General features: G+C 70.8%; 13 protein-coding genes. 9 read left to right on the top strand and 4 right to left on the bottom strand.

Going from position 1 to position 14857, the window contains the following annotated elements; all coding sequences use genetic code 11:
* Window positions 1-100 precede the first annotated feature (100 nt).
* Complete coding sequence (locus AB0E78_RS02355) at window positions 101-790, top strand: TetR family transcriptional regulator (RefSeq protein ID WP_361827112.1); 690 nt, start codon at window positions 101-103, stop codon at window positions 788-790.
* A 46-nt stretch (window positions 791-836) separates the two neighbouring features.
* Here AB0E78_RS02355 and AB0E78_RS02360 read toward each other — a convergent pair whose 3' ends face one another.
* Window positions 837-1964, bottom strand: a complete 1128-nt coding sequence (locus AB0E78_RS02360; RefSeq protein WP_361827114.1) for a PP2C family protein-serine/threonine phosphatase — start codon at window positions 1962-1964, stop codon at window positions 837-839.
* A gap of 129 nt (window positions 1965-2093) precedes the next feature.
* Window positions 2094-2582: a GNAT family N-acetyltransferase gene (locus tag AB0E78_RS02365; RefSeq protein WP_361827116.1), complete on the bottom strand. Its 489-nt coding sequence runs from the start codon at window positions 2580-2582 to the stop codon at window positions 2094-2096.
* Window positions 2583-2644: 62 nt separating this feature from the next.
* Between AB0E78_RS02365 and AB0E78_RS02370 the strand changes: the two genes are divergently transcribed.
* The 3 genes from AB0E78_RS02370 (at window position 2645) to AB0E78_RS02380 (ending at window position 7621) form a co-directional block, all read left to right on the top strand.
* Window positions 2645-3580: a TIGR01777 family oxidoreductase gene (locus AB0E78_RS02370; protein ID WP_361827118.1), complete on the top strand. Its 936-nt coding sequence runs from the start codon at window positions 2645-2647 to the stop codon at window positions 3578-3580.
* Window positions 3581-3795: 215 nt separating this feature from the next.
* Window positions 3796-5148 (top strand): NAD(P)/FAD-dependent oxidoreductase, encoded by a 1353-nt coding sequence (locus AB0E78_RS02375; RefSeq protein WP_361827120.1) that lies wholly within the window; start codon window positions 3796-3798, stop codon window positions 5146-5148.
* Between the two features lie 358 nt (window positions 5149-5506).
* Complete coding sequence (locus tag AB0E78_RS02380; RefSeq protein ID WP_361827123.1) at window positions 5507-7621, top strand: family 20 glycosylhydrolase; 2115 nt, start codon at window positions 5507-5509, stop codon at window positions 7619-7621.
* 101 nt (window positions 7622-7722) lie between these two features.
* On the opposite strand, the gene AB0E78_RS02385 is transcribed toward AB0E78_RS02380, so the two are convergent.
* Window positions 7723-9165 (bottom strand): regulator, encoded by a 1443-nt coding sequence (locus tag AB0E78_RS02385; RefSeq protein WP_361827125.1) that lies wholly within the window; start codon window positions 9163-9165, stop codon window positions 7723-7725.
* A 220-nt stretch (window positions 9166-9385) separates the two neighbouring features.
* On the opposite strand from AB0E78_RS02385, the gene lipB reads away from it, so the two are divergent.
* From lipB to AB0E78_RS02405, 4 genes are all read left to right on the top strand, one after another.
* On the top strand, window positions 9386-10303 hold the full coding sequence (gene lipB, locus AB0E78_RS02390; RefSeq protein ID WP_361827127.1) for a lipoyl(octanoyl) transferase LipB: 918 nt from the start codon (window positions 9386-9388) through the stop codon (window positions 10301-10303).
* Between the two features lie 117 nt (window positions 10304-10420).
* The gene (locus AB0E78_RS02395; protein ID WP_160504647.1) at window positions 10421-11386 is read left to right on the top strand and encodes a lipoyl synthase; all 966 of its coding nucleotides are present in this window, start codon (window positions 10421-10423) and stop codon (window positions 11384-11386) included.
* Window positions 11387-11634: 248 nt separating this feature from the next.
* Window positions 11635-11838, top strand: coding sequence for a hypothetical protein (locus tag AB0E78_RS02400; protein WP_361827132.1), 204 nt, complete (start codon window positions 11635-11637; stop codon window positions 11836-11838).
* Window positions 11839-11868: 30 nt separating this feature from the next.
* The gene (locus AB0E78_RS02405) at window positions 11869-12570 is read left to right on the top strand and encodes a DUF4191 domain-containing protein (RefSeq protein ID WP_361827135.1); all 702 of its coding nucleotides are present in this window, start codon (window positions 11869-11871) and stop codon (window positions 12568-12570) included.
* A 129-nt stretch (window positions 12571-12699) separates the two neighbouring features.
* On the opposite strand, the gene AB0E78_RS02410 is transcribed toward AB0E78_RS02405, so the two are convergent.
* Entirely contained in the window at window positions 12700-13167 is a 468-nt protein-coding gene (locus AB0E78_RS02410; RefSeq protein WP_361827137.1) for an RDD family protein, read from the bottom strand.
* A 218-nt stretch (window positions 13168-13385) separates the two neighbouring features.
* Here AB0E78_RS02410 and glnA point away from each other — a divergent pair, with 218 nt between their 5' ends.
* On the top strand, window positions 13386-14795 hold the full coding sequence (gene glnA, locus AB0E78_RS02415; protein WP_249590316.1) for a type I glutamate--ammonia ligase: 1410 nt from the start codon (window positions 13386-13388) through the stop codon (window positions 14793-14795).
* Window positions 14796-14857 lie beyond the last annotated feature (62 nt).

Here is a 14857-nt window from a genome sequence, read left to right on the forward strand (position 1 = left end):
CCCGGCCTTCCCGATCTGATTTCAATGTACGCCTCTCTGGCACGTTTTGCCATGGCGACAATTCATGTATCAGGGTGAGAATCGCGCGTAGGCTGCGAGGGTGAGCACCCACCCGTCGCAGCCCTCGTCGCCCTCGCAGCCACTGCCACCGGCTCAGGCCTCGCTGACCGAGCGCCGTAAAGCCGCCACGCAGCTCGACATCGCCCGCGCCGCGGCCGAGCTCTTCGCCGAGCGCGGCCCGGACGGCACCACGGCCGAGGAGATCGCGGGCCGGGCCGGAGTGGCGCTGCGCACCTTCTATCGGTACTTCCGCAACAAGCAGGACGCGGTCGCACCGCTCCTCGCGGGTGGCGCCGCCGAATGGCGGGCCCATCTGGCGGGCCTCGACCCGGCCGCGGGGATGCCGACAGCCCTGGAGCGGTCCATCGCGGACGCGTTGACCGCGGCGGACGACCGCGCGGCCGAGTCCCTGGAGTGGACCCGCGGCCTGCTGCGCGCCGCGCAGGACGACCCGGCGCTGCGCGCCGTCTGGTACCGCGTGAACCAGGAGTCCGAGGAGCAGCTCGTGCCCGTACTCGCCCGCCTGGCCGGGGACGACGCCGACGCACTCGACGTACGTATGGCGGCCGCGGCCGCCACCGACGCCATCCGCCTGGCCCTGGAGACCTGGGCGGCCGGGGACGCGCCCACCGAGGGGCCCGGCTCCCCCGCCGTCCTGGCGGTGCGCTGCCTGCGCGAACTGACGGGCGGGCTGCGGCTCCTGGCCACCCGGCAGGGCGACGGCTCCTGAGGCCCGACGGCCCTGCGCCGGGGCTGCAGCCCGCCGACACCCCCGCCTAGAGCTCCGGCCCCAGGTCCTGCCCCAGATCCGGCGAGAACGCCAGCAGGGCCACGTCGTCCCCGACCCCTCCGGAGAACCGCACCAGGTCCCTCCAGACCGCGGACGTCAGTGCCGCCGGGTCGTCCCGCAGGTCGGCGCAGAGCACCGAGAGGCGCTCGGCCAGCGGGTAGAAGGCGCCGGCGCCGTCGCGCGCCTCGGTCACCCCGTCGGTCACCGCGAGCAGCCGGTCGCCGGGCTTCAGACCCACGGTCACCTCTTCGGGCGGCGCGAGACCCGCGATCCCCAGGCCGAGCGGGGCACCCGGCGCCACATCGAGCTCCTCGACGGACCCGCCGCGCAAGAGCAGCGGTGGCGGGTGGCCGCAGGAAAGGATCCGCAGCTCAGGGGCGTCGCGGCGGAATTCGAGGAGCACGGCGGTGGCGAAGAGCTCGGCGTGCTCGGCCTCTTCGGAGTCGACCACCAGGCGCCGGTCGAGCCGGGCGGCGACCCCCTCCAGGTCGGGCTGGTCGAGCACCGCCTCGCGGAAGGCACCGAGCAGCGCGGCGACCGTGCCGACGGCCGCGAGCCCATGCCCCTGCACGTCACCGACCAGCGCCATGACGCCACTGGGCCCCTTGCGCACATCGAAGAGGTCCCCGCCGACCAGCGTCCCGCCCTGGGCCGCGCGGTAGAGGCCCGCGCACCGCACCGGGCCCACGCGCTCCGGCAACGGCGGCAGAACGGCGAACTGGGCGGCCTCCGCGACGGTGCGGACGGTCACGAGCTGGGTGTCGCGCCGGCTGCGCACCCAGGCGAACACGACGCTCAGCACCGCCACGAAGGCGACCGTCAGCACATCGCTCTCTCCGGGGCGTCCGAGCCCGAACCCCGGCAGATAGAGCAGCAGCACCACGGTGGCGCCGAAGAGGGCCGTGGCGGAGGCGGCGTACGCCAGCGCGGCCAGCGGCGGCACGGCGGCGAGCAGGAAGCTGAGGTCGACCGTCTCCGGAGTGGACAGCTGGATGACGCAGATCACGACCAGGAGCACGGGCGGGGGCCAGCGCACCCAATGGGGCGGCGGCGCGCCGCGCAGCCAGCCGGGCTCCTCGCGGTCCCGCCGGCTGGCAGCAGCGACCCTGAACATCGGTTCGCTCCTTCCGGTCGGCCTCCCCACGCTCCTACGCGCGCGTGCCCACCGCACGCCGGGCCGGTCCGTCGGGTGGTGCCCCGGGGCCGGTCAAGGCGGGCCCCGGGAGCGGCAGGCCTCGGGATGTCAGAGCACGCGCCCCATCAGCACGTCGTCCACGTACGCGCCGTCGAGGAAGAACTCGCCCGGCAGCACCCCCTCGACCACGAAGCCCTCGGAGGCGTAGAGCGTGCGGGCCGGAGTGTTGTGGCCGAGCACCCGCAGCGTGACGCGCCGCGCGCCCTGTCGGCGGGCCTCCTCCACCGCGGCCCTGACGAGACCGCGGCCTACTCCCCTGCCCCGCGCCTCGTCCGCGACGGCGAAGCCCAGGATCTGGCGCACGTGGGCGTTGGCGAGGAGGGCGGTGGGGTAGCCGATCCGTAGGTAGCCGACGACCACGCCGTGCAGCTCGGCGACCAAGTGGTCGCGCGGCCCGAAGCGTTCGCTGAAGAACGGCGGGTAGGGCCGCTGCGGTGCGGGCTGTACCGCGTGCAGGGTCGACCAGGTGGCGCGGTCGATGCGGCCGAGGGCTTCTTCGTCGTCCGGCAGGGCGGTCCGTATGTGCGTGTCCGGCATGGGCGTCACTGTACGACGGGCACATGACGCCTTCCGGCGGGTTTCCGGGGCAGGATGGCTTCATGGAGCCCACCGAGCCCGCACAGTCAGCCCCGTCCTCGCGGCGGTCCCGTATCGCCGTGGCCGGTGCGTCCGGCCTCATCGGAACGGCGCTGACACGCTCACTCTCCGATGACGGCCACGAGGTGGTGCGGCTGGTGCGCCGGGCACCTCGTACGAAGTACGAGGTGCGATGGGACCCCAAGAAGGGGTACGTCGACACGGCTGGGCTCGCGGGCTGCGACGCGCTGGTGAATCTGGCGGGAGCCGGGATCGGTGACCACCGCTGGACGGACGCCTACAAGCGGGAGATCCGCGACAGCAGGGTGCTCGGCACCACGGCGCTCGCAGAGGCGGCGGCCGCCCTGGACGAGCCGCCCCGGGTGTTCCTGTGCGCGAGTGCGATCGGCTACTACGGAGACACCGGTCAGCGCGCGGTGGACGAGAGCGCCCCTTCCGGAGAGGGCTTCCTGCCGTCCCTGTGCGTGGAGTGGGAGGGTGCGGCCGCCGCGGCGCACGCTGCGGGCATCCGTACGGTCTTCTCGCGCAACGGCCTGGTGGTGGCGCGCGAGGGCGGGGCCTGGCAGCGGATGTTCCCGCTCTTCAAGGCGGGGCTCGGCGGGCGCCTCGGTGACGGCAGGCAGTACTGGAGCTACATCTCGCTGCACGACGCGGTGGCCGCGCTGCGGCACCTGCTCGACACGGAGACGCTGGCGGGTCCGGTCAATCTGACGGCGCCCGATCCGTTGACCAACCGCGAGGTGACGGCCGCGATGGGGCGGGTGCTGCACCGGCCCACGCTCTTCACGGCGCCCGCTCCCGCGCTGCGCGTCGTGCTCGGCGAGCTGGCCGGTGACGTGCTCGGCAGCCAGCGGGTCCTGCCGACCCGGCTCCTGGAGTCGGGCTTCTCGTTCGCGTTCCCGGGCATCGAGGAGACGATCCGCGCGGCGCTTCGGTAGGAGGCCGCGCGGCGCGCTCGGCGGGAACAGCACGCCCCCCTCGATCGTCTTCTTCGCTTCTGCGATCGGTGTGCGACCGGCGTGCGACCGTGCCCGGTCGATGCGCGACTGCCACCGACCGTCCATGCTCCTACCCTCGTGCGGAACTCGGTGATTCCGAAGCCCTGTTGAGGGCATGACGTCCCCAGCAGCCGCGCAACCTCGGGGAGGGGCACGTGCCAGTTCCTGCGCACCATGCGGATGTCGTCATCGTGGGAGCGGGGGTCGCGGGTCTGTCGGCCGCCCACCAGCTGACCAGGGCCGGTGTAACGACCGTCGTCCTGGAAGCCGCCCCTTACGTCGGCGGGCGCATGTCGACGGAGAAGGTGGACGGGTTCCGGCTCGACAGGATCGGGCAGCTGCTCACCACGTCGTATCCCGAACTGCGTCGCACGCCGGGGCTCGACGCACTCGTACTGCGGCCCTTCGTACCCGGCGTCCTGGTGCACAGCGACGGCAGGCACCACCGCGCCGTCGAGCCCACGAGCCCCCGGCGCGCAAGGGGCGCACTCACCGCCGCACGCGCCCTGGCGAGCGCCCCCAGGGGTTCGCGAACGGCACGCACCGCGCTGCGCACCACACCCCGCGCCGCTCCCCTCGGCGGCCCACTCGACCAGGCCCGCCTCGGCGCGGCACTCGCCAGGCTCGCGGCGACGGACCCGAAGCGCCTCCTCGCCCGCCCCGAACTCCCCGCGTCGGAGTCCCTCTTCGCCCGCGGCCTGCCCGCGCGCACCGTCACCGGCTTCGTGCGCCCGCTGCTCTCGGCGCTCCTCTGCGACCCGGACCTGTCGACGTCGAGCCGGTGCGCCGACCTCGCCCTGCACTCCTTCGCGCGCGGGCGGCTCTGCCTGCCCGAGGGCGGCGCCGAGGTACTGCCCGAGCTCCTTTCGGCGGCGCTGCCACCGGGGACGGTCCGTACCGGCGTGCGCGTCACCGCCGTCTCCACGACCTCCGTCAGCACCGCGGAACACGGCGAAGTGCGCTGTCGCGCCGTCCTGTTGGCCACCGATGCCCGTGCCGCCGCCGAACTGCTGCCCGGCCTGCGCGTGCCGTCCTTCCACCAGGTGACGGTGCTGCACCACGCGGCGCCCGACGCGCCGCTCGCCGAGCCCGCACTGCTGCTCGACGCCGACCGTTCGGGCCCGGTCGCGCACACGGCCGTGATCAGCCACGTCGACCCGTCGCGCGCGCCCGTGGGCCGGACGCTCATCTCCTCGACGGTCCTCGGCCCGCCGCCGGACGAGCGGGCCGTCCTCGCCCATCTCGCCGATCTGTACGGCACGTCGACCTCGCGCTGGGAATCCCTCGCGGTCCACCACACCCGCGAGGCGGTGCCCGCGATGGCGCCCCCGCACGATCTGCGCCGCCCCGTACGACTGCTCTCGGGGCTCTACGTGTGCGGCGACCACCGGGACACCAGCACGGTGCAGGGCGCCCTGCACTCGGGCCGCAGGGCGGCGCGGGCCGCCCTCACGGACCTCGGCGTGGACCCTGCGTACGGGTCGGGGGACCTGCCGATGGCGGCCTGAGCCCCTGCCGCCACCAATCCGCCCACCAGGAAGCCAGCCACCCGACCCATCCGACCTATGAGCCACCCCCTGGAAACCCTCGCGCCCCCACGCGAGGGCTTCCCCCTTTCCCGTACGCCCGCTTCGTGCGACCCACCCCACCTCACCCGCCCCTGCAACTCCCCTTGCCACACCGGTACCCCACGGCTACGGTCCCACCGGATCGCCAAGCCGCGGGAGGACTCACGTGCGTCGCACCATCCCGGTGATATCACTCATCCTCGGCCTATTCATAGGAGGTCTATCGTTGCCGACCGCCACAGCAGCCACCGCAGCCACGGACGCAGCCCCAGCCGCCACAGAGTCCGACATACCGTCCGTGGTCCCCCGCCCCACCGACTGGACCGCACTCGGCGGCCGTTCGAAGCTCACCGAGCGCACCCGCATCCTGATCGACCCGCGCGCCGGATCCACCACCGCGCTCCCCTCGGGCCGCAGTGAATTCCCGGGCCCCGCGCACCAGTCAGTACGCCAGCTCGCCGACCAGCTCCGTACGGAGATCAAGCAGGTCACCGGCATCACGCCCCGGATCGCCCCGCACACGGGCCGCCCGGCAGCCGGGGACATCACCCTCCGGCTCACCGCCAAGGGAAGCCTCGTCAAGCCAAACCTCGCCAAGGAAAACCTCGGCGCCGAGGGCTACGGCTTCGACAGCGCGGGCCCGATCCGCATCGAGGCCGCGTCCACCCACGGCCTCTACTACGGCACCCGCACGCTCCTCCAGCTCCTGCGCTCCACGGCCGACGACCACCGCGCCGTGCCCCGCGCCCGCTCCACCGACCGCCCCGCGCAGTCCGTCCGCATGGTGCACCTCGACGCGGGCCGCAAGTACTGGAAGATCTCCTACCTGGAGAACCTGATCCGCAGGATGGGCGACCAGAAGCTCAACACCCTCTTCCTGCACCTCTCCGAGTCCGAGGGATTCCGCCTCTACAGCCCGAAGTTCCCCGGCCTCGCCGACCCCGACCACAGCTACAGCCGCGCCGACATCGAACACCTGAAGGCCTTCGCGGCCCGCCATCACGTCCAGCTGATGCCCGGCCTCGAACTCCCCGGGCACGCCACGGTGATCAGCGACGCCTTCGGTATCGGCTTCGGCTCCGGGCCCGGCGCGTGCACGGGCGAGCACACCCACTCCCACCTCACGCCCGACTGGATCATCGACATGACCAGCGACAAGGCGATCGCGAAGTCGAAGGCGATCGTCGACGAGTTCGCGGGCTGGTTCGACGCGCCGCTGTTCTCGATCGGCGCGGAGGAGGTCCCCGGGCAGCTCGCCGAGTGCCCGCGCGTGAAGGACCATCTGGCGTCCGCACCCGACGTGTCGACGCTCGGCGACCTCCTGAACCGCTACATCAACACCCTGGATGACGTGGTCACTTCACACGGCAAGCGCACGGCCGTCTACAACGGCTCCGAACACCTGACCGCGCCCCAGCAGAAGGTCCACGACCCCGTCGTCTTCCTCACCTGGGAGGGCACGGGCGCCGAACCGGAGATCGCCGGCCATGACGAGATCGCCATCGGCCCGTTCTACGACACCCCGAACAACTACCACCACCTGTACCCGGACGAGCCCTGGATGTACGACAGCTGGGCGCCGAACACCGATCCCGACATGCTCGGCTCCGGGGTCACCAACTGGGCCGACTACAACTTCTGGGCCGACGACGGCTACTTCGAGCAGAGCATGGCGGGCGCCCGCGCGATCCTCGCCGACCGCGCCTGGAACAAGTCCGCGACACCGGACACGCTCGCCGGCTTCAGGGCCCGCGCCGCCCGCATCGGCGATCCGCCGGGCACGACGCCCGCGCCCCTGCCGCCCAGGGTCGAGGGCCGGCCAAGCCACCACTGGACGTTCGACGAGGCGTCGTACCCCAGCGGCTGGACGTACGCGGGCAGTCCCGGCAACACGATCCTGGCCGAGGACGTGGCGGGCGGCCTCTCCGGCACCTCGTACATCATCAACAACCCCACACCGGTGGACGGCGAGCGTGGCCGGGCGTGGCGCTTCGACTCCGACCGGGACGGCGTGGGCTTCGGCGGTCTCGACGTCGCCGAACCGTGGACGGTGTCGGTGCGGGTCCGCCCGACGGCCAGGACCGGGGATCAGGTGCTGCTCAGCTCCAAGGCGGGTGCGCTGAAACTGATGCAGCACGGCACCGGGAAGGTGGGTTTCACGCGGTACGGCGCGGCCGACTTCAGTTTCGCGCACACGCTGCCGCTCGATCGCTGGACGCGGCTGACGTGGGTGACGACTCCGGGGCACACCACCTTGTACGCCGACGGGCGGCGGGTCGGGTCCGTCGCGGCGTCGATCCCGCTGCCGCTGCGGTCCATCGGGACGGAGAAGGCGAGCCTGCGCGGCGACCTCGACGAACTCACCACGTGGGACGAGGCGTTGTCCCCGGAGAAGGTCGCGCGCCTGCGCTGACCCGGGTAGCCCGCTCAAGCCATGTACGCAGAGACCGTGTAAGGGGCGGGGCTGCGCAGCTCCGCCCCTTACCTGCGCTCTCCTTGCCTGCCGCCCTGGCGTCACCCCAGGGCAGCCACCCGGTCGCGATATCCGCGCACCGCCGCCGCGTCGCGGTACGGCTCGAGCCGCCGCTCGAAATCGCGTACGTACTCGACCGCTCGCACCGACCGCATCTCCCCCGCGGCCTGTGCCGCCTCCGCGCCGAGCTGGCAGGCCTGCTCCAGTTCGCCGAGGCCCAGGCGTGAGGTGGCGAGGACGATCCGGCAGAAGAGGCGGCTGCGGGCGTACCCGGGGGCGCGCAGCTGGAGCGAGCGCTCCGCGTGCTGGGCGGCCACGCGGTACTGCTGGAGGTCCCGGTGGCAGTGCCCGAACTCGTCCGCGAGCTGCGCCTCGTCGAAGAACCGCGCCCAGTAGGGGACTTCGTCCCCCGGACGTGAGGTCTCCAGGGCGCGCTCGGCCCGCACCATCGACGCCGTGCACGCCCGCACCTCGCCGAGCACCCCGTGACCACGTGCCTCGACCGAGTGCAGCAGGGCCTGCACGACGGGCGGAGCCGACGACCCGACGCCCTGCTGGGCCACCCGCGCCAGCTGTACGGCCTCTCTGCCGTGCCCGAGATAGACGGCCTGGCGGCTCATCGTGACCAGGACGTACGAGCCGTACGCGCGGTCGCCGGCCGCCTGCGAGAGCCGCAGCGCCTGGACGTAGTAGCGCTGGGCCAGGCCGTGCGCCGCGATGTCGTACGACGTCCAGCCCGCGAGCCGGGTGAGGTCGGCGGCGGCCGCGAAGAGCCGCCGCCCGGCCTGCTCTCCGTACGTGCCGCGCAGCATCGGCTCGGCCTCGTGCTCCAGATAGCGCACGAGCGCCTGCCGGGCGTGCCCGCCGCCGTACGCGTGATCGAGCGCCCGGAAGAGTTCGCCGACGGAGCGCAGGGCGGAGATGTCGCCGCTGGTCACCTTGGCTCCGACGCCCCGCTCGGGCTCCTTGCGCTGACGCGGTATGGCGGGCCTGCCCTGGGTGGGCACGCGGGCGCTCGGCGCGTAGTCACCGCGGCTCACCCGGTCGTCGGCGCGGCCGATCAGCCAGTCCCTGCTGGGGACGACGAGGCCCGCAGGGGTGAACGCGATCTTCCGCAGTTCGGCGTGGCTCCCGGAGTCCTTGCGCCAGAGTCCGCCGACGATGTCGATCGCCTCTTCGGGGCTCGCCGCGAATTCGAGCCCCGCGTACACCGGAGCGCAGGCGTCGAGCCCCAGATCCTGTGCGGAGAGGCGGCGCCCCAATCGCCGTGTGAAGACCTCGGCGATGAGGGCGGGGGTGGTGCCACGCGGCTGCTGCCCGCGCAACCAGCGGGTCACCGAGGTCTTGTCGTACCGCAGATCGAGACCGTGCTCGAGGCCCAGCTGATCGACGCGGCGCGCGAGCCCCGCATTGGAGAACCCGGCTTCTGAGATAAGCGCGGCTAGCTGGCGGTTGGGGGTGCGCTGCGGAGGTCGTTCCGTCATCAGCTGTGCGGTCTCCTGCCTTTCGGGCGTTGCCTTGAGCAGCCCTTATGGCTCCGTGAACGGCGTGAATGTAACGGCCCTCACCGCCCTCATCGCGGCCTTCGACCCGCATTCATCCGATCGTGTGAGGATTGACCGGACGACTGACGAGAATCCGCTGCCCGTACAGTGGCTGGGGGCGCGATATGTGCACGGTGCAGGTTCTAGGGAGGCACTTGCCGTGAGTGAGTTTCAGTTCGTCCGTCTTGGCTTCGGCCCGGATTCGGTCGAGTACCAGGAGGCCTGGGACGAGCAGCGCCGCGTGCACGCCGCCCGCTTCGCCGACGAACTCCCGGACACGTGTCTGCTGCTCGAGCACCCGCCGGTGTACACCGCGGGCCGCCGCACGGCGGACAGCGAGCGCCCCCTGGACGGCACGCCTGTTGTGGACGTGGACCGCGGCGGCAAGATCACCTGGCACGGCCCGGGACAGCTCGTGGGCTACCCGATCCAGAAGCTGCCGCGCCCGGTGGACGTCGTAGCACACGTACGCCGCCTGGAAGAGGCACTTATCCGTACGTGTGCGGAGTTCGGCCTGGAGACGAGCCGCGTCGAGGGCCGCAGTGGCGTATGGGTTCTGGGTGACCCCCGTCAGGACGCAGAGCAGCGTCCGGCGCTCGGCGGCCTGGACCTCGACTTCGACCCCCGGCTCCAGGACGACGAGTTCGACGCCCGGTTCAACGGCCCGGAGTACGCCCCGTCCAACGCGGGCCAGCGCCGTGAGGACCGCAAGATCGCGGCCATCGGCATCCGCGTCGCCAAGGGCGTCACGATGCACGGCTTCGCACTGAACGTGAACCCGGACAACACCTGGTTCGACAAGATCATCCCGTGTGGCATCCGCGACGCCGGTGTGACGTCCATCTCGTACGAACTGGGCCGCGAGGTCACGATCGCCGACGTGCTGCCCGTCGCCGAGAAGCATCTGCGGGAGGTCCTGGAGAACGCGGAGCTCAAGCCGCGGCTCGTCGAGAAGGCGGAGACCCCCGGCAATGCGGCCGGGAGCCCCCGGAACACGGCTGAGATCCCCGGGAACGCGGCTGAGAAGACGGCCCAGGAGACGGTTGAGAACCCGGTGGCCGAGAAGGCGACCGCCTAGACAGCTCGGGCCGCGGGGAATGCACCCCGTGGGCCAGAGGTTGGCCGAACGTAAGCCCAACGACATCACGGGCGTACCCTGGTGTGCGCCGAAGAATCGAAGCTACAGGGAGCCGATGTGTCCGCAGTCGCACCCGACGGACGCAAGATGCTGCGCCTTGAGGTCCGGAACGCCCAGACCCCGATCGAGCGCAAGCCCGAGTGGATCAAGACCCGGGCGAAAATGGGCCCCGAGTACACGAAGATGCAGAACCTCGTGAAGAGCGAGGGCCTGCACACGGTCTGCCAGGAGGCGGGCTGTCCCAACATCTACGAGTGCTGGGAAGACCGCGAGGCCACGTTCCTCATCGGCGGTGACCAGTGCACACGGCGCTGCGACTTCTGCCAGATCGACACGGGCAAGCCGCAGGCGCTCGACCGCGACGAGCCGCGCCGCGTGGGTGAGTCCGTCGTCACGATGGACCTGAACTACGCCACGATCACCGGCGTCGCCCGCGACGACCTGGACGACGGCGGCGCCTGGCTGTACGCGGAGACCGTGCGCCAGATCCACGCGATGACGGCGGAGCGCGCCGAGGGCAAGACCAAGGTCGAGCTGCTCATCCCCGACTTCAACGCGGACCCCGACCAGCTGGCCGAGGTCTTCTCCTCGCGCCCCGAGGTCCTCGGGCACAACGTGGAGACGGTGCCGCGCATCTTCAAGCGGATCCGCCCCGGCTTCCGTTTCGAGCGTTCGCTCGAGGTCATCACCCGCGCCCGTGAGGCCGGTCTGGTCACCAAGTCGAACCTCATCCTCGGCATGGGTGAGGAGCGCGAGGAGATCAGCGAGGCGCTGCACGCGCTGCACGACGCGGGCTGCGAGCTCATCACGATCACGCAGTACCTGCGCCCGACGCCGCGCCACCACCCCGTGGAGCGCTGGGCCAAGCCGCAGGAGTTCGTGGAGCTGAAGGAGGAGGCCGAGGAGATCGGCTTCTCCGGCGTCATGTCCGGCCCGCTGGTCCGCTCCTCGTACCGCGCCGGCCGTCTCTACCAGATGGCGATCGAGAAGCGCGGGGCGTATGTCGCCTCGCAGGCGGTCTGACCGCGGGCGAAAGCCCGACTGTGTGAATCGGCGCACAAACGACTACTGATGAGTAGTGGCCGAGATGACGCGGCCTCTACGGTCCCCGCAGGTGAGGGGGACCGTAGAGGCCGCGTCAATGTTTCGAGGCCCGGCGTCAAGGCTTCATCCGTGTTTGACCGGTCGGTCACGCCCTGGTAACACCAATCAGTGACCCTGGAATTACCCCACGTACAGCCCTACCCATAGCCGCTCAGGAGGGCCCCACCATGCAGGCCGCGCCCGTACGCGCCACCGCCATCCCGTCCGTCACCGACGCACTGCGCGCCGTCGAGTCGCTTCTCATGAGCAGCGGCCAGCGCACCGCTCGCCGCAACGCCTGGACGTCCGTGCTCGACGACCGGCGTCGCGCCAAGGACCGGGCCGAGGCGCTGAGTGTGCTCGAAGGGGCGATGCCAACCCGCACGTCGTAGTCACCTCCAGGGGCACGTAGACTTCACGACATGGCGAGGAAGGAAACCGCGGCGGACGCCGCGAACCCCGGGCGACTCAAGCAGATTGCCCTGACCTACAAGATGACCCGCAAGGCCGATCCGCGGATCGGGCTTGTCATCGCGGCTGTGGGGATCGTCACCTTCGGTGTCCTCCTCGCGATCGGCTTCTTGATCGGTCACCCGATCTATCTCGGCATTCTCGGCTTTGTGCTCGCCTTCCTCGCGATGGCGATCGTCTTCGGGCGCAGGGCGGAGCGTGCGGCCTTCGGGCAGATGGAGGGCCAGCCCGGTGCGGCGGCCGCGGTGCTCGACAAGATCGGCCGTGGCTGGACGACGACTCCGGCGGTGGCGATGAACCGCAGCCAGGACGTCGTGCACCGCACGGTCGGCAAGGCCGGCATCGTGCTCGTCGCCGAGGGCAACCCGAACCGGGTGAAGAGCCTGCTGGCCGCCGAGAAGAAGCGCATGGCCCGCGTCGTCTCCGACGTCCCGGTGCATGACGTCATCGTCGGCACCGGCGAGGGCCAGGTCCCGCTGAAGAAGCTGCGTACGACGCTTCTGAAGCTGCCCCGCGTCCTCCAGGGCCCGCAGGTCACGGCGACCAACGACCGGCTGCGCGCTATGGGGGACCTCATGAGCAACATGCCGTTGCCGAAGGGGCCCATGCCGAAGGGCGCTCGCATGCCGCGCGGCGGCCCGAAGATGCGCTGACCTCTCCCCTGTCCTTCCCCTGCTTTTCCCTACGTCGACGAAAGGCCCCGGAACCGATCGGTTCCGGGGCCTTTCGTCGTACCCGCGCTCATGCACTCATGCGCTGCGGCTTGCTCTGTGGCTGAACTGCTAGATCCGCACCTGGACGGCGCGGCCGAGGCGGTCGTGCAGGCCGCGGCCGTCGCGGTCCCAGATCAGGGCCGGGACGGCGACGCAGAGCAGCACGCTGCGGACGAGGACGCGGCCGATGCCGAGCCGTCCGCCGCCCTCGGCGATGACACGCAGCCTGAAGAGGGCCTTGCCGGGGGTGCAGCCGACCGTGCCGACCGTCAGGACGGTCATGACGAAGAAGATGCCCAGCGCCCAGTTGCCCATCGCCTGCTGGTCACCGCGAGCGAACAGGCCGTATGCGATGAGCATGCACAGGGCCCAGTCGACGGCGATGGCGCCCATGCGCCGCCCGGGCCGCGCGATCGATCCCGGCCCCTCCTCCGGCAGGCCGAGCTGCTCGCCCCGGTACCCGAAGTCGACGCCCGCGTCCTCTGCCGCCGCACGAGGTCCGGAGAGCCACGATCCGATTACTTGCCTGTTGTCCACCCGTCCACGGTACTGCGCCCGTTTTCGTACGAGGACGGTCGGGGTAGGGCGAATGACACCCGGCGTGAACCCGGCTCGGTTAACTTCCGCGAAACAAATGGGTCATGCTTGAGAAATCCCCCGTCCCTATGGTCGGGTCCCAGCGTGTGCCACCGCACTGGCCGCACAACGAGCTACAACCCCGTCCCCGCCTGGGGGTCGGGAGTAGGAGGAGTTGGATGTTCCAGAACGCCGACGACGCAAAGAAGTTCATCGCGGACGAGGATGTGAAGTTCGTAGATGTCCGGTTCTGCGACCTGCCCGGAGTGATGCAGCACTTCACGATCCCGGCAGCGGCGTTCGACCCTGACGAGGAGCTGGCGTTCGACGGATCGTCGATCCGCGGCTTCCAGGCCATCCACGAGTCCGACATGGCGCTGCGCGCGGACCTGTCGACCGCCCGGGTCGATCCCTTCCGCCGCGACAAGACCATCAACATCAACTTCTTCATCCACGACCCGATCACGGGCGAGCAGTACAGCCGTGACCCGCGCAACATCGCCAAGAAGGCCGAGGCCTACCTCGCGTCCACCGGCATCGCGGACACCGCGTACTTCGGCCCCGAGGCGGAGTTCTACGTCTTCGACAACGTCCGCTTCCAGACGTCGGCGAACGAGAGCTTCTACCACATCGACTCCGAGGCAGGCGCCTGGAACACCGGTGCGGTCGAGAACAACCGTGGCTACAAGGTCCGCTACAAGGGCGGCTACTTCCCGGCCCCGCCGGTGGACCACTTCGCGGACCTCCGCGCGGAGATCTCCCTGGAGCTGGACAAGAACGGCCTCCAGGTCGAGCGCCAGCACCACGAGGTCGGCACGGCCGGCCAGGCGGAGATCAACTACAAGTTCAACACGCTGCTCGCCGCGGCCGACGACCTGATGCTCTTCAAGTACATCGTGAAGAACGTCGCCTGGCGCAACGAGAAGACCGCGACCTTCATGCCGAAGCCGATCTTCGGTGACAACGGCTCGGGCATGCACGTGCACCAGTCGCTGTGGGCGAACGGCGACCCGCTCTTCTACGACGAGCAGGGTTACGCGGGCCTCTCGGACACCGCCCGCTACTACATCGGCGGCATCCTCAAGCACGCCCCCTCGCTCCTCGCCTTCACGAACCCGACGGTGAACTCCTACCACCGCCTGGTCCCGGGCTTCGAGGCTCCGGTCAACATGGTGTACTCGCAGCGCAACCGCTCGGCTGCCATGCGTATCCCGATCACCGGCTCGAACCCCAAGGCCAAGCGCGTCGAGTTCCGCGCGCCGGACCCGTCCTCGAACCCGTACCTGGCGTTCTCGGCGCTCCTGATGGCCGGCCTTGACGGCGTCAAGAACAAGATCGAGCCGCCGGAGCCGATCGACAAGGACCTCTACGAGCTGGCCCCCGAGGAGCACGCGGGCGTCGCCCAGGTCCCGACCTCCCTCCCGGCGGTCCTCGACGCCCTCGAGGCGGACCACGAGTACCTCCTGGCCGGCGGTGTCTTCACCCCCGACCTGATCGAGACGTGGATCGACTACAAGCGCACGAACGAAATCGCCCCGATCCAGCTGCGTCCGCACCCGCACGAGTTCGAGCTGTACTTCGACATTTAAGAACGCCGCAGGTCAGAGCGAGTTTCCGCTCGCCTGGGCCGTTCGTTTGTGGGCCGTCGGCC

Source organism: Streptomyces sp. NPDC032198, from assembly GCF_040636975.1.
In the GTDB taxonomy this organism is placed as follows: Bacteria; Actinomycetota; Actinomycetes; order Streptomycetales; family Streptomycetaceae; genus Streptomyces.